Raw genomic sequence first — 21,093 nt, 5'->3', positions numbered from 1 at the left:
CTGAGCTACCGCCGGATCATCCGGCCGGGCCGGATAGGCTCTGGCCCGATGAACACCGAAGGACAGCTCGCGGAGCGCGACAGCTCCCCGGGCTCCGAGAAGGAGCACGAGGGGCGGTCGCGCTCTTCGTATGCCTCCGCGCGGGCCGGGGAGCCCCCGTCCACCGGGCGGCTGCCGCACGGGCCCATTCGGGCCTGGCTGACCGGCGGCGGGCGCCGACGGCGGGCGGCGCTGCTCGCGACCGGCTGCGCCGCGCTCGTGCTGCTGGTGAGCGGCTTCGTGCTGCAGCCGTTTCTGATCCCCAGCGGTTCCATGGAGGGCACCCTCCGCCCCGGGGACCGGGTGCTTGTGAACAAGCTCGCCTACCGTTTCGGGGACGATCCGCGCCGCGGCGACGTTGTCGTGTTCGACGGAGCCGGTTCCTTCGGCGAGGAGGAGCCGTCCAGGAATCCGGTGACGGGTCTGCTGCGCAAGGCGGCCGCGACGGTCGGGCTGGCCGAACCGGCCGAGTCCGACTACGTCAAGCGCGTGGTGGGCATCGGTGGTGACCGGGTCACCTGCTGCGACAAGCGGGGGAGGATCGAGGTGAACGGTCAGCCGGTGGACGAGCACTATCTGCACCCCGGGGACAGTCCCTCGCGGGTGCGCTTCGACATCGTCGTGCCCGAAGGACGGCTGTGGGTGATGGGCGACCACCGCGACGCCTCCCGGGACTCGCGCGACCATCTGGGCGCCCCGGGCGGGGGCACGGTCCCCGTCGACAAGGTGATCGGGCGCGCCCAATGGATCGGCTGGCCGCTCGGCCGCTGGTCGGGCGTGCCCCGGACGGATGCCTTCACGGACGTGCCCGCGGCGCCAGGCCGCATACCGTCCGCTGCCTCCGGTGGTGCCCATGGGTAAGCGTGGGCGTCCTCGCGCCGGGGCGCGCCCGGCCGCTCCGCCCGACGGCGTCGACGTGGGCACGCCCCGTCCGCCGGGCGAGCGCCGGGTGGGCGGGCGCGCCGAGCGGCGCAAGATCCAGCGCCGTATCAAGCGCAGGCGGCGCCGTTCGGCCGTCAAGGAGATACCGATCCTGGTGGGCGTGGCGCTGGTGATCGCGCTTGTCCTGAAGACCTTCCTGGTGCAGGCGTTCGTCATTCCGTCCGGCTCGATGGAGCAGACGATCCGGATCGGCGACCGGGTGCTGGTGGACAAGTTCACCCCGTGGTTCGGCTCCAAGCCGGAGCGCGGCGATGTGGTGGTGTTCAAGGACCCCGGCGGGTGGCTGGACGACGAGCGGAAGCCGCCCAAGGACGACCCGCCGGTCATCAAGCAGGGCAAGGAGTTCCTGACCTTCATCGGGCTGCTGCCGTCCTCCGACGAGCAGGACCTGATCAAGCGGGTGGTCGCGGTGGGCGGCGACACGGTGGAGTGCTGTGACACGAACGGTAAGGTCACCGTCAACGGGACGCCGCTGAACGAACCGTATCTGCACCCGGGGAACCCGCCGTCGCAGAAGCAGTTCAAGGTGACGGTCCCCCAGGGGCGGATGTTCGTGATGGGTGATCACCGGTCCAACTCGGCGGACTCCCGGGTCCATCTGGATGAGCCGTACCAGGGCACGGTGCCGGACAACATGGTGGTCGGCCGCGCTGTCGTGATCGCGTGGCCGTTCGGGCACATGCGGCGGCTCGAGGAGCCGGGTACCTACGCCTCGGTGAAGGACGCGCCGAGTGGGGCGACCCAGGCCGAGGGGTCGGCACATAGGCTGTCCCCCGTGGATCAGCAAGGAATGGTCCAGCTCCCGACCCCTGCGGAACTCCCGCTCGTTATGGGAGTGGTGATCCTGCGCCGTTCATGGGGCAGGCGGCAGTCAGGCGTGAGGAGTGGATGTGGGGGATTTGGCGGTCGGCGCACGATCCGGTCACGAAGAGCCCGAGAGGCAGCCCGGGACGGGGGCGCAGCAGCCCACGGACGGGGCGGACGCGGCGCCCGAAGCCGGTGCACCCACGAACGGGACGGCTGCCGCGCCCAGGGCGTCGGACCCACACGGAGCCGATGGCGGGCCGGAACCCTCCGATCCCCAGGACGGTCCCGGCGCGGCTGATCCGCCCGGGGACGGGGACGGGGCGTCGAAGCCGGGCCCCGGGAAGCCCGGCGGGCCCGGGAAGCTCGGCAAGCCCAAGAAGGTGCGCTCCTTCTGGAAGGAGCTGCCGATCCTGGTCATCATCGCCCTGGCCCTGGCGCTGCTGATCAAGACCTTCCTGGTGCAGGCGTTCTCGATCCCGTCCGACTCGATGCAGAACACCCTGCAGCGGGGCGACCGGGTGCTGGTGGACAAGCTCACCCCGTGGTTCGGCTCCGAGCCGGAGCGCGGCGAGGTGGTCGTCTTCCACGACCCGGGCGGCTGGCTCGGCGAGTCGCAGACCAAGAGCTCCGGCCCGGTCGCCGACGGCATCCAGAAGGCGCTCAGCTTCATCGGGCTGATGCCGTCGGCGGAGGAGAAGGACCTGATCAAGCGGGTCATCGCGGTCGGCGGGGACACCGTCTCCTGCAAGCGCGGCGGCAAGGTCATGGTCAACGGCAAGCCCCTGGACGAGCCGTACATCTTCCCCGGGAACACCCCCTGTGACGAGAAGCCGTTCGGCCCGATCAAGGTGCCCGAGGGCCGGATCTGGGTGATGGGCGACCACCGCCAGGACTCGCTGGACTCCCGCTACCACCAGAACCTGAACAACGGCACGGTCTCGGTGGACGATGTCGTCGGCCGCGCGATCGTCATCGCCTGGCCGATCAACCGCTGGTCCACCCTGTCGGTGCCGGACACCTTCGACCAGCCGGGTCTGGGTGCGGCTGCCGCCATGGCCCCCTCGGCCCTGGGGTTCGCGGGCGCGCTGCCGATCGTGCTGTGGCGCCGCCGCCGACTGATCGCCAAGGTCCGTACGGAGGCCGAGAGCCGGCCGGAGCGGTTGACCGCCGACTGCTGACGGAGCCCGTACCGCCGGGTAAGGTGCGGTTCCGTGTGCCCCGGGGCACACGGAACCTGATCTTCTACGTCTGTTGCGTACGGCGGGAGCACTGGAATGAGCGGAGCCCAAGGGGCGGGGGGCGGCAAGCCGCGGCGCACGCCCGGCAGTGTGCTGTCCGGGCTGGCGGTGGCCGTCGGGTGTGTGCTGTTCCTCGGCGGCTTCGTCTGGGGCGCGATGCTCTACAAGCCGTACACGGTTCCCACCGACTCCATGACGCCGACGATCGGCAAGGGCGCCCGAGTGCTGGCGGAGCGGGTCGACGGCGGCGATGTGCGCCGCGGCGACGTGGTGGTCTTCCGCGACCAGGTGTGGGGCGACCTGCCCATGGTGAAGCGGGTCATCGGGGTCGGCGGCGACCGGGTCGAGTGCTGTGACAAGCAGGGCCGGCTGCGGGTGAACGGCAAGGTCCTCGAGGAACCGTATCTGCGCTCGGGCGAGCAGGCATCCTCCTCGGTCTTCTCCACCACCGTGCCCAAGAACCGGCTGTTCCTGCTGGGCGACCATCGCAGCGACTCCCTGGACTCGCGGGTGCACCTCACCGACGAGGCGGGCGGCGCCGTGGAGCGGGGCGCGGTGGACGCCCGGGTGGACGCCACCGCCTGGCCGCTGGGGTCCTGGGGGACCGTGGGGCGGCCGGACGCCTTCAAGGCGCTGCCGGGCGGGATCTCGCAGCCGGGGCCGCTGGGACCGATCCTGATCGCGGTCATCGTGGGTGCCGTGCTGATCCTGGCGGGCGCGGCCCATGGGCCGATCGCCCGGCGCAGGGCGGGCGGCGGCGCACGGCGGGATCAGGCAGCGAAGGGGAAGGTGGCCGCGAGTGGCTGAGGGGCCTGGCGGAGCCGAGCGGGGCGGCACGGAGGAGCGGCGGCTGCGGAAGGTCGCCCGGGTCGTGCTGCTGGACCCGCAGGACCGGATCCTGCTGCTGCACGGCTTCGAACCGGACGATCCGTCGTCCACCTGGTGGTTCACCCCGGGAGGCGGCCTGGAGGGCGAGGAGAGCCGCGAGGAGGCGGCGCTCCGGGAGCTCGCGGAGGAGACCGGGATCACCGATGTGCGGCTCGGCCCGCTGCTGTGGCGGCGGATCTGCTCCTTTCCGTTCGCCGGGCGGCGCTGGGACCAGGACGAGTGGTACTACCTGTGTCGTACCCAACAGACCCCGGCACGGGCCGGCGGCGGGCTGACGGAGCTGGAGCGGCGGAGCGTGGCCGGTCTGCGCTGGTGGACGGCGGACGAGCTGGCCACGGCCACCGAGCCGGTATACCCGACACGGCTGGCGGAGCTGTTGCGTACGCTGCTCGTCGAGGGACCTCCGAGTGCACCGGTGATCCTGGAGACTGAGCGCGTCTGACGCACAATGGGGGGACGCACGGCTGAAGGGGAACATGCCATGAGCGCCGAGGACCTCGAGAAGTACGAGACCGAGATGGAGCTGAAGCTCTACCGGGAGTACCGCGATGTCGTCGGTCTGTTCAAATATGTGATCGAGACCGAACGCCGCTTCTACCTCACCAACGACTACGAGATGCAGGTGCACTCGGTCCAGGGTGAGGTCTTCTTCGAGGTGTCGATGGCCGACGCCTGGGTCTGGGACATGTATCGCCCGGCCCGTTTCGTGAAGCAGGTACGGGTTCTCACGTTCAAGGACGTGAATATCGAGGAGCTGAACAAGAGCGACCTCGATCTTCCGAGCGGTTGACCCCACCGTCCGGGCGGCTGACTCAGGCTGCGGCTGACTCAGGCTTCCGGCGGCTGACGCCACGGTCCGGGCGGCTGACGCAAGCTTCCGGCAGCTGAACTCTCCAGCTTCCGGGCGGCTGACTCAGCCTTCCGGGTGGCTGGGTTTTCCACAGCCGGGCGGCTGTCCACAGGAATGCTCCAAGATCCCTGAGCGGGACGCGGGGGCGTCACAGTCGGTGCCGGAGGTGGTGCCGAATGAACGCCCGAGGAGCGCTGGGCCGCTACGGCGAGGATGTGGCGGTCCGCACATTGACGGAAGCCGGGATGACCGTCCTGGAGCGCAATTGGCGATGCCGGGACGGCGAGATCGACATCGTCGCGCTCGACGCCGGGGCGCTGGTGGTGTGCGAGGTGAAGACGCGCCGCGAGGGTGGTTACGAGCATCCGATGGCGGCCGTCCGACCGGACAAGACCGAGCGGCTGCGGTGGCTGGCGGAGCGCTGGCTCGAGCGGCGCGGCGGGCCGCCGCCGGGCGGGGTGCGGATCGATGTGGTGGGGGTGGTGCTGCCCCGACGGGGCGCGCCCGTGGTCGAGCATGTGCGAGGGGTGGCCTGATGGGGTTCGCCCGCACCTGCTCGGTGGCGCTGGTCGGGGTCGAGGGCGTGGTGGTGGAGGTCCAGGCCGATCTGGAGCCGGGAGTGGCCGCCTTCACCCTTGTCGGGCTGCCCGACAAGAGCCTGGTGGAGAGCCGGGACCGGGTCCGTGCGGCCGTGGTCAATTCCGGCGGTGAATGGCCGCAGAGGAAGCTCACGGTCGGGCTCAGCCCGGCATCCGTCCCCAAGGGCGGCAGCGGCTTCGACCTCGCCGTGGCCTGCGCGGTGCTCGGCGCGGCCGAGCGCGTGGACCCGCGGGAGATCGCCGATCTGATGATGATCGGGGAGCTGGGTCTTGACGGCCGGGTGCGGCCGGTCCGCGGCGTGCTGCCCGCCGTGCTCGCCGCCTCCGAGGCGGGCTACCGCCAGGTCGTGGTCCCCGAGCAGACGGCGGCGGAGGCGGCCCTGGTGCCGGGCGTCTCGGTGCTGGGCGTGCGGAGCCTGCGCCAGTTGATCGCGGTGCTGACGGACGAGCCGGTGCCCGAGGAGGAGGAACCCCAGGAGCTGGGCCGCCCCGATCCGATGCTGGCGGGGCTCACCGTGCCCGGCGCCGGTATGGGCACCGGCGTCGCCGCGGTGCCCGGGGCCGGGGCGGGGCGGCCCGATCTGGCCGAGGTCGCCGGGCAGCGGGCCGCGCGCACCGCCCTGGAGGTCGCGGCCGCGGGCGGGCACCACCTCTTCCTGAACGGGCCCCCGGGCGCCGGGAAGACCATGCTGGCCGAGCGGCTGCCCGGGCTGCTGCCGCCCCTCACCCAGCAGGAGGCCCTGGAGGTCACGGCGGTCCACTCGGTCGCCGGGGTCCTCCCTCCGGGGCAGCCGCTGGTGGAGACCCCGCCGTACTGCGCCCCGCACCACTCGGCGACCATGGCCGCGCTCGTCGGTGGGGGCAACGGACTGCCCAGACCTGGCGCGGTCTCGCTCGCCCACCGTGGACTGCTCTTCCTGGACGAGGCTCCCGAGTTCAGCGGGAAGGCGCTGGACGCCCTGCGGCAGCCCCTGGAGTCGGGGCATGTGGTGGTCGCCCGGTCCGCCGGGATGATGCGGATGCCGGCGCGCTTCCTGCTGATGCTGGCGGCGAACCCCTGCCCCTGTGGGCGCCACGGTCTGATGGGTGACGTCTGTGAGTGCTCGCCCGCCACGGTCCGCCGCTATCAGGCACGGCTGTCCGGACCGCTGCTGGACCGGGTGGACCTGCGGGTGCGCGTCGAGGCGGTGAGCCGGACCGAGCTCACCGGGGGGTATGCCGGGGCGGAGAGCAGCGCGTCGGTCGCGGCCAGGGTCCGGGAGGCCCGGGAGCGGTCCGCCGCCCGCCTCCAGGGCACCCCCTGGCGGCTGAACAGCGAGGTGCCGGGCCATGAGCTGCGCACCCGCTGGCAGCCGGGTCCCGGGGCGCTGCGCGAGGCCGAGCGCGATATGGAGCGCGGGCTGCTCACCGCCCGGGGGCTGGACCGGGTGCTGAGGGTCGCCTGGACCGTCGCCGACCTGGCCGGGCACGACCGGCCCATGGCACCGGACATCGCCCAGGCGCTGCAGCTGCGCACCGGGATCAGCCGCGGGGTGCCGGTCCCGGCGGGGGAGTGCTGATGACGACTCCTTCGGCGGGCGGCCGCGGCACCGTCCCCGCCCTGTTCTCGGAGGCTGGGCAGGGGCAGGGCGGCTGGGACGAGAGGCAGGGGCTCCCGGCGGGGCGGGGCGTCCCGGACGAAGGGCCGGAGCTCGAGGGGCGAGGTGTCCCCAACGTGGGGCAGGAGCTCGCCGAGAGGCGTGTGGAGGACACCATCACGGTCAGGCGGGGCGTTCCGGACGAGGAGCGGCTGGCGCGGGCGGCGCTCACCCGGCTCGTGGAGCCCGGGGACGAGACCGTGGGACGCTGGCTGCGCCGTATGGGGCCGGTGGCGCTGTGGCGGGCGCTCACCGGGAAGGGCAAGCCCCCGCCGGGAGCCACCGGGGAGCGGCTGGCCGGATGTGCCCTCCGGGCGTCCGCGGTGGACCCGGTCGCCGACCTCGCGTTGATCGCCCGGTGCGGTGGACGGTTCATCTGCCCCGGGGATCTGGACTGGCCCGGTCAGCTCGACGATCTCGGTGACGCTCGCCCGGTCGGGTTATGGGTGCGCGGCCGGGCCGACTTGCGGATGTGGGCGCTGCGCTCGGTCGCCGTGGTCGGTGCGCGGGCCTGCAGCGACTACGGCGCGCATGCCGCGGCCTCCCTCGGCACGGGGCTCGCCGAGCGGGGCTGGGCGGTCGTCTCCGGGGCGGCCCACGGAGTGGACGGCGCGGCTCACCGAGGGGCGCTCGCCGCGGGCGGGGCCACCATCGCGGTGCTCGCCTCCGGTGTGGACGTCCCCTATCCGCGAGCGCACGCCGAGTTGATCGAGCGCATCGCGGAACAGGGCCTGGTGCTGGCCGAGTTGCCACCCGGAGCGCATCCGACACGCCCCAGATTCGTGCTCCGCAACCGGGTCATCGCCGCCCTCACCCGCGGCACGGTCGTGGTCGAGGCCCAGTACCGCAGCGGATCGCTGGTCACCGCGCGCCGGGCACAACAGCTCGGGCGGTCCACCATGGGGGTGCCCGGACCGGTTACCAGCGGGCTCTCGGCAGGGGTGCATGAACTGCTGCGCGGCGAGGCCGTCCTGGTCACCGACGCCGCCGAAGTGGCCGAGCTCATCGGCGGCATCGGAGACCTCGCCCCGGAGCGGCGGGGACCGCTGGTCGAGCGGGACCTGCTCGATCCCGTGACGGCACGGGTGCTGGAAGCGTTGTCGGCACGGGGCGGCAACCACCTGCGGGATGTGGCCCGGGAATCCGGGACCGGCTGTGACGAGGCCCTGGGCCGGCTCCATGAACTGCTCGCCCTGGGCTTTGTCGAACGTCATGGCGATCGATGGGAGTTGGTCCCGCCCGCGCGCAGGAGCGACGGCGCACGGCGAGGCGATCCCCCGAATCGGGGCAATCGGGTGAAAGGGTTGAGGCGATGACCGTATCCGCACACCGCCGAGCCGACGTCCTTCGCATACCGCGACGCCTTAGTCACGCTACGCTCACAAGGTTTCCGGCGGAAGCGTACGTCCTCACCCATGTCATGGCAGAACGGCTCAAGGCGACGAATGCCCCAGCACATCTCCGGGTCTGACAGCGCGGCGCCGCCCGCGGCCCGCGGCGCGGTGCGCCCTGCCGCGCCCTCATCGCTCGACGAGCTGTGGCGGTCGTACAAGACCACGGGCGACGGCCGGCTGCGGGAGCAGCTGATCCTGCACTACTCACCGCTGGTGAAATACGTGGCCGGCCGGGTCAGCGTCGGCCTGCCCTCCAATGTCGAGCAGGCGGACTTCGTCTCGTCCGGGGTCTTCGGACTCATCGACGCCATCGAGAAGTTCGACCCCGAGCGCGCCATCAAGTTCGAGACCTACGCCATCACCCGGATCCGTGGCGCGATGATCGACGAGTTGCGGGCGCTGGACTGGATCCCGCGGTCGGTCCGCCAGAAGGCCCGTGCCGTGGAGCGGGCGTACGCCACGCTGGAGGCCCAGCTGCGCCGTACCCCCTCGGAGGCCGAGGTGGCCAGCGAGATGAGCATCAGCCTCGAGGAACTGCACGGCGTCTTCAGCCAGTTGTCGCTCGCCAATGTGGTCGCCCTGGAGGAGCTGCTGCACGTCGGCGGCGAGGGCGGCGACCGGCTCAGCCTCATGGACACCCTCGAGGACACCGCCGCTGACAACCCCGTCGAGGTGGCCGAGGACCGGGAGCTGCGGCGGCTGCTCGCCCGGGCGATCAACACCCTGCCGGAGCGGGAGAAGACCGTGGTCACGCTCTACTACTACGAGGGGCTCACGCTCGCCGAGATCGGCCAGGTGCTCGGCGTCACCGAGAGCCGGGTCAGCCAGATCCACACCAAGTCGGTCCTCCAGCTGCGGGCGAAACTCGCCGATGTCGGGCGCTGAATCGTCCCTCCGGCATCGCCCTCCGGGCGGCCTCTTCCGTAGAGTGGTCGGGTGCCCAGGATTCGAGCGGCCTCAGTGGCCGAGCACCGGACGATGCAGCGCGCGGCCCTGCTGGAGGCCGCCCGCACCCTGCTGTCCGAGGGCGGCACGGAGGCGCTGACCTTCCCCGCCCTCGCCGAGCGCACGGGACTCGCACGGTCCTCCGTCTATGAGTACTTCCGCTCCCGTGCCGCCGTGGTCGAGGAGCTGTGCGCCGTGGACTTCCCGGTCTGGGCCGCCGAGGTCGAGGCCGCCATGGACCGGGCCGACGGGCCCGAGGCGAAGATCGAGGCGTATGTCCGCCGGCAGCTCGCGCTCGTCGGCGACCGCCGGCACCGCGCGGTGGTGGCGATCTCCGCCGGTGAGCTGGACGCGGGCGCGCGGGAGAAGATCCGGGCCGCCCACGGCGGGCTGATCGCGATGGTGGTCGAGGCCCTCGCGGCCCTCGGGCATGAGCAGCCCCGGCTCTCGGCCGTGCTGCTCCAGGGCGTCGTGGACGCCGCGGTCCGGCGCATCGAACTCGGCGCGGCCGAGGATCCCGAGCGGATCACCGAGGCGGCCGTCGCCATGGCCCTGCGCGGCGTCCGGGGCTGACCGCCCGGCCCCTCCACTGCCCCGCAGGCGTGCGCGAGCGCGGCCCGGACGACTGGGCGACCCGATGCGACCCGACGCGACCCGGACCGACCCGGGTGGCTGGGACCGACCCGGGCGACCCGGACCCACCCGGGCGACCCGGACCGACCTGGGTGGCTGGGACCGACCCGGGGTGGCCCGGACCGACCCGGGGTGGCCCGGACCTACCCGGGGTGGCCCGGACCGACCCGGGGTGGCCCGGACCGACCCGGGGCGGCCCAGCCGGATCCGGGCCCAGAGGGATGCCGCCACCAGTGCCGCGGCCGTCGGCAGCCGGGTGTCCCCGGCGGGGGACGCGAGCGCGGAGACCGTGGGCGCGTCGCGCACGCCGAACACCGGGAGCAGCCGGGACGGGCCGCCCCGCAGCATCGACGGCGGCAGCAGCGACAGCGGATCGAGATAGCGGTCCGCGCGCCGCAGCCCCCAGTGCAGACAGCCCGGCCGACAGTGGAAGGGGCCCGGCGCCACCACGCCGACCACTTGCCCGGCGGCCACCCGCTCCCCCTTGGTCACCGTGGCGCGCACCGGTTCGTAGGTGGTGCGCAGGGGAGGGGAGCCGGTCCCGGACACCGCGATCACCAGCACACCACGGCCCGCGACCGGCCCCACGAAGCTGACCCGCCCCGGGCCCGCCGCCCGGACCCGCGTGCCCGGGACCGCCGCCAGGTCGACCCCGCGATGCCCCGCAGCCCAGGGCGTCGGAGGCGGCCGCCAGCCCCTCAGCACGGCAGGCCGCACCGTGCCCGGCGCACCGTCGACCGGCCATGACCGCTCCCGGCCCGACCTCGATCGTCCCTCGCCCGGTCCCGACCGTCCCCCGCCCGGCCGCGTCCCCGGCCCGGGATCCGGCGCCGCGCGCGGGGGCGGAGCAGACGCCGCGCGCGGATCCGCCGCCGCGGCCCGTGCCGCCGAAAGAGGTGGCGCCAGAAGGGAGGCCGTCGGCACCGGCAGCACCGACAGCGCAAGAGTCACCAGGGCAAGAACCCACCCCACCACAAGCCTTCGCATGCCCCCACGATGGCCGGGCGGCCCGAAACGGGTGGATCATGGACGGAATCGGGGGACTACTCACGGGTTGTGGATAACGCCGTCACCCGGCACCGTACCGGTCCCGTACACTTCTTATGGCGATCCGGGTCACCGGATCGACTTCGCACGCCCCGCCACTGGTGCTCCGATCGCGCATCGGTCAGCTCGGTGGCCGCGCCCCTCGGTCCTCGGACGACCCCCGCAAGGGCCCCGTCCGTGGCAGGCGCGCCGGGACGTCAGGAGCGGTGGCCGCCCGGCCGCCGTGGAACCGAGTACCTCAAGGAGTACGGCCATGGCCGTCGTCACGATGCGGGAGCTGCTGGAGAGCGGCGTCCACTTCGGGCACCAGACCCGCCGCTGGAACCCGAAGATGAAGCGCTTCATCTTCACCGAGCGCAACGGCATCTACATCATCGACCTGCTCCAGTCGCTGTCGTACATCGACCGCGCCTACGAGTTCGTCAAGGAGACCGTCGCCCACGGCGGCTCCATCATGTTCGTCGGCACCAAGAAGCAGGCGCAGGAGGCCATCGCCGAGCAGGCGACCCGCGTCGGCATGCCGTACGTCAACCAGCGCTGGCTGGGCGGCATGCTCACCAACTTCTCGACCGTCTACAAGCGCCTGCAGCGCCTGAAGGAGCTCGAGCAGATCGACTTCGAGGATGTGGCCGCCTCCGGCCTCACCAAGAAGGAGCTCCTGGTCCTCTCCCGCGAGAAGGCCAAGCTGGAGAAGACCCTCGGCGGTATCCGCGAGATGCAGAAGGTGCCGAGCGCCGTCTGGATCGTGGACACCAAGAAGGAGCACATCGCCGTCGGTGAGGCGCGCAAGCTCCGGATCCCGGTCGTCGCGATCCTCGACACCAACTGCGACCCGGACGAGGTCGACTACAAGATCCCGGGCAACGACGACGCGATCCGCTCCGTCACCCTGCTCACCCGGGTGATCGCCGACGCCGTCGCCGAGGGCCTCATCGCCCGTTCCGGTGTCGCCACCGGTGACGAGAAGGCCGACAAGGCCGCGGGTGAGCCGCTCGCCGAGTGGGAGCGCGACCTGCTCGAGGGCGAGAAGAAGGCCGACGAGGCCGAGGCCAAGCCGGCCGAGGCCGCCGCGGACAAGCCCGCCGAGGACGCGGACAAGCCCGCCGAGGACGCTGCCAAGCCCGCTGAGGACGCCAAGCCCGCCGAGGCCCCCGCCGCGGACGCCGAGCAGGGCTGACCACTCAGACGTCACTCAGACGGTGTATGACGGCGGGGGACGGTGCCAGTGGCGCCGCCCCCGCCGTTCACCCGTAGAGCTTTCGACTTTCGAGAAGAGATTCACAGATCATGGCGAACTTCACCGCCGCTGACGTCAAGAAGCTCCGTGAGCTGACCGGCGCCGGCATGATGGACTGCAAGAAGGCGCTGGACGAGGCCGAGGGCCTCGTCGACAAGGCCGTCGAGATCCTGCGCGTCAAGGGCCAGAAGGGCGTGGCCAAGCGTGAGGGCCGCAGCGCCGAGAACGGTGCCGTCGTCTCCCTCATCGCGGACGACAAGTCCTCCGGCGTGCTGGTCGAGCTGAAGTGCGAGACCGACTTCGTGGCCAAGGGCGACAAGTTCGTGGCCCTCGCCGACGCCATCGCCGCCCACGTCGCCAAGACCTCCCCGGCCGACCTGGAGGCCCTGCTGGCCTCCGAGATCGAGGCGGGCAAGACCGTTCAGGCGTTCGTCGACGAGGCCAACGCGACCCTCGGCGAGAAGATCGTCCTGGACCGCTTCGCGCAGTTCTCCGGCGGCTTTGTCGCGGCGTACATGCACCGCACCAGCCCGGACCTGCCGCCGCAGGTCGGCGTCTTGGTCGAGCTGGACAAGGAAGACGCCACGGTCGCCAAGGACGTCGCGCAGCACATCGCCGCCTTCGCCCCGAAGTTCCTCAGCCGCGACGAGATCCCGGCCGAGACGGTCGAGAACGAGCGCCGGGTCGCCGAGGCCACCGCCCGCGAGGAGGGCAAGCCCGAGGGCGCCCTGCCGAAGATCGTCGAGGGGCGCGTCACCGGCTTCTTCAAGGAGAACGTGCTGGTGGACCAGCCGTTCGCCAAGGACAACAAGAAGTCCGTCCAGAAGATCCTGGACGAGGCCGGTGTCTCGCTCAAGCGCTTCGCCCGTTTCCGCGTCGGTGTCTGAGCCGAGCAGCGAATGACCGGCGACCCCTATAGGGTCGTAGGCAGCCAACCGTCGACCGGTCGGCCGCAGATGTGACGAGGAGGCCATTGCCGCAGAGGTCGTAACAGGACCCGTCCGGCAGTGGCCTTCTTCGTATGTGCACGAGGAGATCTCCAATGAATCACGGCGCGGACGCCAAACAGGCCGCCGATGACAAGAAGGCGCACGGCGCGGCCCCACACGGTCGCTTCATGCTGAAGCTGTCCGGCGAGGCGTTCGCCGGAGGCGGGGGACTCGGTGTCGACCCCGATGTCGTGCACGCCATCGCCCGCGAGGTCGCCGCCGTGGTCAGGGACGGCGCCGAAATCGCCATCGTCATCGGCGGCGGTAACTTCTTCCGCGGTGCGGAGCTGCAGCAACGCGGTATGGACCGGGCCCGCTCGGACTACATGGGCATGCTCGGAACCGTCATGAACTGTCTCGCCCTCCAGGACTTCCTGGAAAAGGAGGGCATCGACTCCCGCGTCCAGACCGCCATCACCATGGGCCAGGTCGCGGAGCCGTACATTCCGCTGCGTGCGGTGCGCCATCTCGAGAAGGGGCGTGTGGTCATCTTCGGCGCGGGTATGGGTATGCCGTACTTCTCCACGGACACCACCGCGGCCCAGCGAGCGCTGGAGATCGATGCGCAGGCCCTGCTCATGGGCAAGAACGGCGTGGACGGGGTCTATGACTCCGACCCGGCCCGCAACCCCGACGCGGTGAAGTTCGACGCCCTGGAGTACGGCGAGGTGATCACCCGGGACCTCAAGGTCGCCGATGCCACCGCGATCACTCTCTGCCGGGACAACAAGCTGCCCATCCTCGTCTTCGAGCTCCTGGCCGAAGGAAATATCGCGCGTGCGGTGAAGGGTGAGAAGATCGGCACGCTGGTGAGCGACCAGGGCTCCCGGGCCTGACGGCTCGAACGGGGGATGGACAACGGCCTGCCGGTCGGACACCGTGCAGGAGAAGACGCACGCAGGGGCGAGGCTCTGCTTACTGATAACACCAGGAGCAAGTGGTGATCGAAGAGATCCTCCTCGAGGCCGAGGAGAAGATGGAGAAAGCCGTTGTGGTCGCCAAGGAGGACTTCGCCGCGATCCGCACCGGGCGTGCGCACCCGGCGATGTTCAACAAGATCGTGGCGGACTACTACGGTGCGCTGACGCCGATCAATCAGCTGGCGTCGTTCTCGGTGCCGGAGCCGCGGATGGCCGTGGTCACGCCGTTCGACAAGACCGCGCTCCGCAACATCGAGCAGGCGATCCGGGACTCCGACCTGGGCGTCAACCCGAGCAACGACGGCAACATCATCCGTGTGGTGTTCCCCGAGCTCACCGAGCAGCGCCGTAAGGAGTTCATCAAGGTCGCCAAGGGCAAGGGCGAGGACGCGAAGATCTCGATCCGCAGCGTCCGCCGCAAGGCCAAGGAGTCCATCGACAAGCTGATCAAGGACGGCGAGGTCGGCGAGGACGAGGGGCGCCGCGCCGAGAAGGAGCTCGACGACACCACGGCGAAGTATGTCGCGCAGGTGGATGAGCTGCTCAAGCACAAGGAAGCCGAGCTGCTCGAGGTCTGATGAACGACTCTTCCTGGGGGGCCCCACCAAGCGCCGGACTCCGGGGACCTGGCGGTCAGGGCACCTCCCCCGGCTATGGCTGGGAGGTGCCCACTTCTTCGGCGGGTCCCGCGCACGAGGTGGGTGAGGCGGCGCAGACTCGCCCCATGCCCACCGTGCCCCACGCAGGCGGCGACTCCGGCGAGGCCGCCGACCGTGACCGGGGGGCCGCTCGGCTGAGCGGCCCCCTCTTCCGCGACGAGCGGGAGCCTCAGCCCGGACCCCGGCAGCCCGCCGGGCGCCGGCCGACGCCCCCCGACCCCGCGCCCGACCCGGCCTCCGCCGACGGCGCCGGGCAGGGCAAGAAGAGCGCGGGCCGGAATCTGCGCGCCGCGATAGGGGTGGGCGTCGGCCTCGGTGTGATCATCTTGGCGTCGCTCTTCATCTACAAGCCCGTGTTCGTGGGCGTGGTGGCGGTGGCGGTGGTGGTCGGGCTCTGGGAGCTGACCTCGCGGCTGACCGAGCGCAAGGACATCCGGGTCCCCCTGGTGCCGCTCGCCGTCGGCGGCGTCGCCATGGTCGTCGCGGGCTATGTGCGCGGTGCCCAGGGCGCGGTGGTGGCGGTCGCCCTTACGGCGCTCGCGGTGCTGGTCTGGCGGATGACCGAGCCGCCCGACAACTACCTCAGAGATGTCACGGCGGGCGTCTTCGCCGCTTTCTACGTGCCGTTTCTGGCCACTTTCGTGGCGCTCATGCTCGACACCGGCGACGGCCCGTGGCGGGTCCTCACCTTCCTGCTGCTGACCGTGGTCAGCGACACGGGGGCGTACGCGGTGGGCTGGCGCTTCGGCAAGCATCCGCTGGCCCCGCGCATCAGCCCCGGCAAGACCCGCGAGGGGCTGCTGGGCGCGGTGGCCTTCGCGATGGTCGCGGGCGCGCTGTGCATGCAGTACCTCATCGACGACGGCGTCTGGTGGCAGGGCCTGCTGCTCGGCCTCGCCGCCGCGGTCAGCGCGACCCTGGGCGACCTCGGCGAGTCCATGATCAAGCGCGACCTCGGCATCAAGGACATGGGCAAGCTGCTGCCCGGCCATGGCGGGATCATGGACCGGCTCGACTCACTGCTGCCCACCGCGCCGGTGGTGTGGCTGCTGTTGGTGATCTTCGTGGGCGGCGGCTGACCACCCCCGCCCACGGGCCCCGCGCCACTCCCGGCGCGGGGCCCTTCGTACGTCTGCGACACTGGGAAAACCATGCCTAAGCCCGGAGAACTCACCTTCGTCACGCCGCGTGGGGCCAAGAAGCCCCCGCGGCATCTCGCCGACCTCACGCCCGCCGAGCGCCGGGAGGCCGTCGCCGCCCTCGGGGAGAAGCCCTTCCGGGCAGGTCAGGTGTCGCGTCACTACTTCGCGCGCTATGTCGACGACCCCGCTCAGTGGAGCGACATCCCGGCCGCCGCGCGGGAGAAGCTGGCCGCCGGGCTGCTGCCGGATCTGATGAGCGTGGTGCGGCACATCAGCTGTGACGACGACACCACGCGCAAGACGCTGTGGCGGCTGTTCGACGGCACGCTCGTGGAGTCCGTTCTGATGCGCTACCCGGACCGGGTCACCATGTGCATCAGCTCACAGGCGGGCTGCGGGATGAACTGCCCGTTCTGCGCCACCGGGCAGGCGGGGCTGGACCGCAATCTGTCCACCGCCGAGATCGTGCACCAGATCGTCGACGGGATGCGGGCCCTCCGGGACGGGGAGATTCCCGGTGGCCCGGCCCGGCTGTCCAACATCGTCTTCATGGGCATGGGCGAGCCGCTGGCCAACTACAACCGGGTCGTCGGCGCCATCCGCCGGCTCACCGACCCCGAGCCCGACGGCCTCGGCCTGTCGCAGCGCGGTATCACCGTCTCCACCGTCGGCCTCGTCCCGGCGATGCTGCGCTTCGCCGACGAGGGGTTCAAGTGCCGGCTCGCGGTGTCGCTGCACGCGCCCGACGACGAGCTGCGCGACACCCTCGTGCCGGTCAACACCCGCTGGAAGGTGCGCGAGGTCCTGGACGCCGCGTGGGAGTACGCGGAGAAGTCCGGCCGCCGGATCTCCATCGAGTACGCGCTGATCAAGGACATCAACGACCAGGCGTGGCGCGCCGATCTGCTCGGCCGGCTGCTCAAGAACCACCGGGTGCATGTGAACCTCATCCCGCTCAACCCGACGCCCGGCTCCAAGTGGACGGCGTCCAGGCCCGAGGACGAGAAGGCGTTCGTGGCGGCCCTGGAGGCCCATGGGGTGCCGGTGACCGTCCGGGACACCCGGGGTCAGGAGATCGACGGGGCCTGCGGGCAGCTGGCGGCTTCGGAGCGCTGAGCACCGGCTGATACGGTGCCTGGGCATCGTTGCATCATGCGATCGTCATAGAAGCGAACATCCGTACAAGTGAACATTCCGACAGGGGAGCGCTCAGAGCGCTGAGAGTGCGGCACGGCCGCAGACCCTCGGACCTGATCCGGGTCATACCGGCGTAGGGAGTCAACATCACCATGAACAGCCAGCTTCGGCGTGCCATCTCGGCCGCCCTCCTCGGCTCACTGGCCTTGAGCGCGCTCGTCGGGTGCGGCGAGGACACCAAGAGCGGCTCGGACTCCAAGACGGTCACCCTGGTCACGCATGACTCGTTCGCGGCCTCCAAGGCGGTCCTCAAGGAGTTCACCAAGGAGACCGGCTACAAGGTGCGGGTGCAGGCCGGGGGCGACGCCGGAGCCGCCGTCAACCAGGCGATCCTGTCCAAGGGGCACCCCCAGGGCGATGTGTTCTTCGGTGTCGACAACACCCTGCTCTCCCGCGCCCTCGACAACGACCTGTTCACTCCCTACACGGCGAAGGGGCTCGACAAGGTCCCGGCGGCCCTTCAGCTCGACCGGGCCGAGCACCGCGTCACCCCCGTCGACTTCGGCGATATCTGCGTCAACTACGACCGGAAGTACTTCGCCGACAAGAAGCTGACGCCGCCCCGGACGCTGGACGATCTGACCAAGCCCGCCTATAAGAACCTCCTGGTCACCGAGAACGCGGCCACCTCGTCCCCCGGTCTCGGCTTCCTCCTCGCCACGGCCGCGAAGTACGGCGACGACGGCTGGAAGGGCTACTGGAAGAAGCTGCGGGCCAACGGCGTCGAGGTCGTCGACGGCTGGGAGCAGGCGTATTACGACCGGTTCTCCGGCTCGGCCGGCGGCGGCAAGGGCGACCGGCCGCTCGTCGTCTCCTACGCGTCCAGCCCGCCGGCCGAGGTGGCCGACGCCAAGAGCAAGCCCGCGAAGGCCCCCACCGGGGTCGCTGCGGGCACCTGCTTCCGGCAGGTGGAGTTCGCCGGGCTGCTGAACGGCGCGGGCAACACCAAGGGCGGCAAGGCGCTGCTGGACTTCCTGCTGAGCAAGCGGTTCCAGGAGGACGTCCCGCTGAACATGTACGTCAACCCGGCGCGCGAGGACGCCAAGCTGCCGGAGCTGTTCACCCGGTACGGGGTCAGGATCGCCGACTCGGCCACCCTGGCACCGCAGAAGATCGCCAAGAACCGTGAGCCGTGGGTCAAGACATGGTCCTCACTGGTCCTGTAGAGCCCCGCGAGAACCGTAAGAAGGCCGACGACCACCGTAAGGCCGACAAGGCGGACCGCGGCGGCCGTCGCGCGACCGCCCTCCGGCTCGCCCTGATGGCGGTGCCGCTCGCCTTCTTCGCGGTCTTCTTCGCCTATCCCGTGGCCGCCATCGTCACCCGGGGGCTGCGTGTCGACGGGCGGTGGCGGTTCGGCCGTATCGCCGAGGTGGTGACCGACCCGGCGACGCTGGACGTGCTGTGGTTCACCTGCTGGCAGGCGGTCGCGTCGACCGCCCTCACGCTCGTGGTGGCGCTGCCCTGCGCCTATGTCTTCGCCCGCTTCGACTTCCCCGGCAAGGGGCTGCTGCGGGCCGTGGTGACCGTGCCGTTCGTCCTGCCGACCGTCGTCGCCGGATCGGCCTTCCTGGCCCTGCTCGGCCGGGGCGGGCTGCTGGACGAGCTCTGGGGGGTGCGGCTGGACACCTCCGTCTGGGCGATCCTCCTGGCCCATGTCTTCTTCAACTACGCGGTCGTCGTCCGGACCGTGGGCGGGCTGTGGGCCCAGCTCGACCCGCGTCAGGAGGAGGCCGCGAGGGTGCTCGGCGCGAGCCGGCTGTCGGCCTGGCGCCGGGTGACGCTGCCCGCGCTGGCCCCCGCCGTGGCCGCCGCCGCGCTGATGGTGTTCCTGTTCACCTTCACCTCCTTCGGCGTGATCCAGATCCTCGGCGGCCCCCGCTTCGCCACCCTGGAGGTGGCGATCTACCGGGAGACCGCGCAGCTGCTCGACCTTCCCACGGCCGCGGTGCTGACCCTGGTCCAGTTCGCCGCGGTCGCGGGCGTGTTGGCCCTGCACGCGCGGACCGTAAGACGCCGCGAGAGCGCGCTGCGGCTCGTCGACCCCGGCCGCACCGCGCGCCGCCCGAAGGGCCCGGCCCAGTGGGCGCTGCTGTGGGGCGTGCTGGCGGTCGTCGCGCTGCTGATCGTGACCCCGCTCGCGGTGCTGGTGGAGCGCTCGCTGCACGGACCGGACGGCTACGGCCTCACCTACTACGAGGCCCTGCGGTCGGCCGCCGACAGCGGGGGCACCTTCTTCGTGGCTCCCATGGAGGCCGTCGGGAACTCGCTGTGGTACGCGGCGGTCGCCACCGTCTTCGCCCTCGTCGTCGGCGGTCTCGCCGCCGCGGCGCTCACCCGTGAGGCGGGCAGGCTGGTGCGGGGCTTCGACGCGCTGCTGATGCTGCCGCTCGGCACCTCGGCCGTCACCGTGGGATTCGGGTTCCTGATCGCCCTGGACGAGCCCCCGCTGGATCTGCGCGCCTCCTGGGTCCTGGTGCCGCTCGCCCAGGCCCTGGTGGGCGTGCCCTTCGTCGTACGGACCATGCTGCCGGTGCTGCGGGCGGTGGACCACCGGCTCCGGGAGGCGGCGGCCGTGCTCGGGGCGTCACCGTGGCGGGTCTGGCGTGAGGTGGACCTGCCGCTGGTCGGACGGGCCGTGGCGGTCGCGGCGGGCTTCGCGTTCGCCGTCTCCCTGGGCGAGTTCGGGGCGACCGTCTTCATCGCGCGCCCCGACCATCCGACCCTCCCGGTGGCCATCGCCCGCTTCCTGGGCCGGGCCGGACAGCTCACCTACGGGCAGGCGATGGCCCTGAGCACCATCCTGATGCTGGTCTGCGCCGGATCGCTGCTGGCGCTCGAGCGCATCCGCACCGACCGTTCCGGAGAGTTCTGAATGACGCTGCTGCGACTGGACGAGGTGACCGTAAGGTTCGGCCGGCGCGACGCGCTGGAGACCGTGGACCTGGAGGTCTCCGAGCACGAGACGGTCTGTGTGCTGGGGCCGAGCGGAAGCGGCAAGTCCACCATGCTGCGGGTGGTGGCCGGGCTGCAGCGCCCCGACGCGGGCCGGGTGTGGCTCGCCGGACGAGACCAGAGCGGAGTGCCCACGCACCGGCGCGGCGTGGGGCTGATGTTCCAGGACCACCAGTTGTTCCCGCAGCGGGACGTGGGCGGCAACGTCGCCTTCGGGCTACGGATGCGCAAGGTGGGCCGCGCGGAGGCGGACCGCCGGGTCGCCGAACTGCTGGAGCTGGTGGGGCTGCCGGGCGCTCAGCGCCGCCCCGTCGACGCGCTCTCCGGCGGCGAGCAGCAGCGGGTGGCGCTCGCCCGCGCGCTGGCCCCGCGGCCCAAGTTGCTGATGCTGGACGAGCCGCTGGGCCAGCTCGACCGGGGGCTGCGCGAGCGGCTGGTGGTGGAGCTGCGCGAGCTTTTCGAACGGCTGGGCACCACCGTCCTCGCGGTCACCCACGACCAGGGGGAGGCGTTCGCGCTCGCGGACCGGGTGGTGGTGATGGAGAACGGCCGGATCGCCCAGACCGGCACCCCGCTGGAGGTGTGGCAGCGGCCCGCCACCGAGTTCGTCGCCCGCTTCCTCGGCTTCGACAATGTGGTCGAGGCGATCGTGCACGGCGAGGTCGCCGAGACCGTATGGGGCAAGCTGCCCGTGCCGCCCGGCTCCCGGCCGGGCCCCGGCAGGCTGCTGGTCCGCCCGGCCGGGGTGCGGCTGACGGACCCCGAGGAGGGTCTGGCGTGCACCGTGGCGGCGCGCACCTTCCGCGGCGACCATGTGGCGCTCATCCTGCGGCTGTCGGACCCGGCCGCACCGCATCTGGAGGCGTCCTGCGCCCTGCGGGACGCCCCGGAGACGGGGGCCAGGGTCGGGGCGGCCATCGACCCGGCCGACGTGGTGCTCCTGGACCCCGAGCCCTGACGCCGGGGCCTCGCCCG

At 71.6% G+C, this 21,093-nt stretch carries 19 protein-coding genes, 2 pseudogenes and 1 riboswitch; of the genes and pseudogenes, 20 read left to right on the top strand and 1 reads right to left on the bottom strand.

The features are described from left to right. Window positions 1–48 precede the first annotated feature (48 nt). The 11 genes and pseudogenes from lepB (NP777_RS14165) to NP777_RS14115 all read left to right on the top strand — a co-directional run bounded on the left by lepB (NP777_RS14165) (window position 49) and on the right by NP777_RS14115 (window position 9,912). Window positions 49–900 carry a signal peptidase I gene (lepB, locus tag NP777_RS14165; RefSeq protein ID WP_256650504.1) on the top strand — a complete coding sequence of 284 codons (852 nt, stop codon included), beginning with the start codon at window positions 49–51 and terminating at the stop codon, window positions 898–900. After that, window positions 830–1,594 (top strand): annotated as a pseudogene (gene lepB, locus NP777_RS48500) (signal peptidase I); the annotation flags it as partial. The gene lepB (NP777_RS14165) and the pseudogene lepB (NP777_RS48500), both read left to right, overlap by 71 nt. Window positions 1,595–1,880: 286 nt before the next feature. After that, window positions 1,881–2,966, top strand: coding sequence for a signal peptidase I (lepB, locus tag NP777_RS14155; RefSeq protein WP_391858514.1), 1,086 nt, complete (start codon window positions 1,881–1,883; stop codon window positions 2,964–2,966). Window positions 2,967–3,062: 96 nt separating this feature from the next. Then, window positions 3,063–3,833, top strand: a complete 771-nt coding sequence (lepB, locus tag NP777_RS14150) for a signal peptidase I (RefSeq protein WP_256650502.1) — start codon at window positions 3,063–3,065, stop codon at window positions 3,831–3,833. Then, window positions 3,826–4,356, top strand: a complete 531-nt coding sequence (locus tag NP777_RS14145; protein ID WP_256650501.1) for an NUDIX hydrolase — start codon at window positions 3,826–3,828, stop codon at window positions 4,354–4,356. The genes lepB (NP777_RS14150) and NP777_RS14145 overlap by 8 nt, the downstream gene beginning before the upstream one ends. Window positions 4,357–4,395: 39 nt before the next feature. Continuing rightward, on the top strand, window positions 4,396–4,704 hold the full coding sequence (locus tag NP777_RS14140) for a DUF2469 domain-containing protein (RefSeq protein ID WP_004944840.1): 309 nt from the start codon (window positions 4,396–4,398) through the stop codon (window positions 4,702–4,704). Window positions 4,705–4,940: 236 nt separating this feature from the next. After that, entirely contained in the window at window positions 4,941–5,300 is a 360-nt protein-coding gene (locus NP777_RS14135) for a YraN family protein (protein WP_256650500.1), read from the top strand. Continuing rightward, the gene (locus NP777_RS14130) at window positions 5,300–6,922 is read left to right on the top strand and encodes a YifB family Mg chelatase-like AAA ATPase (protein WP_256650499.1); all 1,623 of its coding nucleotides are present in this window, start codon (window positions 5,300–5,302) and stop codon (window positions 6,920–6,922) included. Before NP777_RS14135 ends, NP777_RS14130 begins: the two co-directional genes overlap by 1 nt. Then, window positions 6,922–8,316: a DNA-processing protein DprA gene (gene dprA, locus NP777_RS14125; protein WP_256650498.1), complete on the top strand. Its 1,395-nt coding sequence runs from the start codon at window positions 6,922–6,924 to the stop codon at window positions 8,314–8,316. The genes NP777_RS14130 and dprA overlap by 1 nt, the downstream gene beginning before the upstream one ends. 129 nt (window positions 8,317–8,445) lie before the next feature. Further along, a complete protein-coding gene (gene whiG, locus NP777_RS14120; RefSeq protein ID WP_256650497.1) occupies window positions 8,446–9,279 on the top strand; it encodes an RNA polymerase sigma factor WhiG in 834 nt (277 codons plus the stop codon). Between the two features lie 93 nt (window positions 9,280–9,372). Then, entirely contained in the window at window positions 9,373–9,912 is a 540-nt protein-coding gene (locus tag NP777_RS14115) for a TetR/AcrR family transcriptional regulator (RefSeq protein ID WP_256650673.1), read from the top strand. A gap of 489 nt (window positions 9,913–10,401) precedes the next feature. On the opposite strand, the pseudogene NP777_RS14110 reads toward NP777_RS14115, so the two are convergent. After that, window positions 10,402–10,959 (bottom strand): annotated as a pseudogene (locus NP777_RS14110) (peptidoglycan DD-metalloendopeptidase family protein); the annotation flags it as partial. 313 nt (window positions 10,960–11,272) lie between these two features. Here NP777_RS14110 and rpsB point away from each other — a divergent pair. The 9 genes from rpsB to NP777_RS14065 all read left to right on the top strand — a co-directional run bounded on the left by rpsB (window position 11,273) and on the right by NP777_RS14065 (window position 21,076). Then, window positions 11,273–12,196: a 30S ribosomal protein S2 gene (gene rpsB / locus NP777_RS14105; RefSeq protein WP_256650496.1), complete on the top strand. Its 924-nt coding sequence runs from the start codon at window positions 11,273–11,275 to the stop codon at window positions 12,194–12,196. Between the two features lie 110 nt (window positions 12,197–12,306). Next, complete coding sequence (gene tsf, locus NP777_RS14100; RefSeq protein WP_256650495.1) at window positions 12,307–13,143, top strand: translation elongation factor Ts; 837 nt, start codon at window positions 12,307–12,309, stop codon at window positions 13,141–13,143. 155 nt (window positions 13,144–13,298) lie between these two features. Continuing rightward, window positions 13,299–14,081 (top strand): UMP kinase, encoded by a 783-nt coding sequence (gene pyrH / locus NP777_RS14095; protein WP_201850831.1) that lies wholly within the window; start codon window positions 13,299–13,301, stop codon window positions 14,079–14,081. A gap of 104 nt (window positions 14,082–14,185) precedes the next feature. Beyond that, the gene (frr, locus tag NP777_RS14090) at window positions 14,186–14,743 is read left to right on the top strand and encodes a ribosome recycling factor (RefSeq protein ID WP_030834259.1); all 558 of its coding nucleotides are present in this window, start codon (window positions 14,186–14,188) and stop codon (window positions 14,741–14,743) included. Beyond that, complete coding sequence (locus NP777_RS14085) at window positions 14,743–15,903, top strand: phosphatidate cytidylyltransferase (RefSeq protein ID WP_256650494.1); 1,161 nt, start codon at window positions 14,743–14,745, stop codon at window positions 15,901–15,903. Before frr ends, NP777_RS14085 begins: the two co-directional genes overlap by 1 nt. 72 nt (window positions 15,904–15,975) lie before the next feature. Next, window positions 15,976–17,082 carry a 23S rRNA (adenine(2503)-C(2))-methyltransferase RlmN gene (rlmN, locus tag NP777_RS14080; protein WP_256650493.1) on the top strand — a complete coding sequence of 369 codons (1,107 nt, stop codon included), beginning with the start codon at window positions 15,976–15,978 and terminating at the stop codon, window positions 17,080–17,082. 73 nt (window positions 17,083–17,155) lie between these two features. After that, a riboswitch (TPP riboswitch) is annotated at window positions 17,156–17,260 on the top strand. Then, the gene (locus tag NP777_RS14075) at window positions 17,256–18,329 is read left to right on the top strand and encodes a thiamine ABC transporter substrate-binding protein (protein WP_256650492.1); all 1,074 of its coding nucleotides are present in this window, start codon (window positions 17,256–17,258) and stop codon (window positions 18,327–18,329) included. It overlaps the preceding riboswitch by 5 nt. A 95-nt stretch (window positions 18,330–18,424) precedes the next feature. Next, window positions 18,425–20,038 (top strand): ABC transporter permease, encoded by a 1,614-nt coding sequence (locus NP777_RS14070; RefSeq protein WP_256650672.1) that lies wholly within the window; start codon window positions 18,425–18,427, stop codon window positions 20,036–20,038. Next, complete coding sequence (locus NP777_RS14065; RefSeq protein ID WP_256650491.1) at window positions 20,039–21,076, top strand: ABC transporter ATP-binding protein; 1,038 nt, start codon at window positions 20,039–20,041, stop codon at window positions 21,074–21,076. The last annotated feature ends 17 nt before the right edge of the window (window positions 21,077–21,093 follow it).

It is taken from the genome of Streptomyces rugosispiralis, from assembly GCF_024505145.1.
Classification (GTDB): Bacteria; Actinomycetota; Actinomycetes; order Streptomycetales; family Streptomycetaceae; genus Streptomyces; species Streptomyces rugosispiralis.
This window is presented reverse-complemented; position numbering and strand designations above follow the sequence as displayed.

Coding starts and splice junctions, on each gene's coding strand:
- lepB (WP_256650504.1), top strand. CDS start 49: ATGAACACCGAAGGACAGCTCGCGGAGCGCGACAGCTCCCCGGGCTCC.
- lepB (WP_256650502.1), top strand. CDS start 3,063: ATGAGCGGAGCCCAAGGGGCGGGGGGCGGCAAGCCGCGGCGCACGCCC.
- NP777_RS14140 (WP_004944840.1), top strand. CDS start 4,396: ATGAGCGCCGAGGACCTCGAGAAGTACGAGACCGAGATGGAGCTGAAG.
- NP777_RS14135 (WP_256650500.1), top strand. CDS start 4,941: ATGAACGCCCGAGGAGCGCTGGGCCGCTACGGCGAGGATGTGGCGGTC.
- NP777_RS14130 (WP_256650499.1), top strand. CDS start 5,300: ATGGGGTTCGCCCGCACCTGCTCGGTGGCGCTGGTCGGGGTCGAGGGC.
- dprA (WP_256650498.1), top strand. CDS start 6,922: ATGACGACTCCTTCGGCGGGCGGCCGCGGCACCGTCCCCGCCCTGTTC.
- whiG (WP_256650497.1), top strand. CDS start 8,446: ATGCCCCAGCACATCTCCGGGTCTGACAGCGCGGCGCCGCCCGCGGCC.
- NP777_RS14115 (WP_256650673.1), top strand. CDS start 9,373: ATGCAGCGCGCGGCCCTGCTGGAGGCCGCCCGCACCCTGCTGTCCGAG.
- rpsB (WP_256650496.1), top strand. CDS start 11,273: ATGGCCGTCGTCACGATGCGGGAGCTGCTGGAGAGCGGCGTCCACTTC.
- tsf (WP_256650495.1), top strand. CDS start 12,307: ATGGCGAACTTCACCGCCGCTGACGTCAAGAAGCTCCGTGAGCTGACC.
- pyrH (WP_201850831.1), top strand. CDS start 13,299: ATGAATCACGGCGCGGACGCCAAACAGGCCGCCGATGACAAGAAGGCG.
- NP777_RS14085 (WP_256650494.1), top strand. CDS start 14,743: ATGAACGACTCTTCCTGGGGGGCCCCACCAAGCGCCGGACTCCGGGGA.
- rlmN (WP_256650493.1), top strand. CDS start 15,976: ATGCCTAAGCCCGGAGAACTCACCTTCGTCACGCCGCGTGGGGCCAAG.
- NP777_RS14075 (WP_256650492.1), top strand. CDS start 17,256: ATGAACAGCCAGCTTCGGCGTGCCATCTCGGCCGCCCTCCTCGGCTCA.
- NP777_RS14070 (WP_256650672.1), top strand. CDS start 18,425: ATGGCGGTGCCGCTCGCCTTCTTCGCGGTCTTCTTCGCCTATCCCGTG.
- NP777_RS14065 (WP_256650491.1), top strand. CDS start 20,039: ATGACGCTGCTGCGACTGGACGAGGTGACCGTAAGGTTCGGCCGGCGC.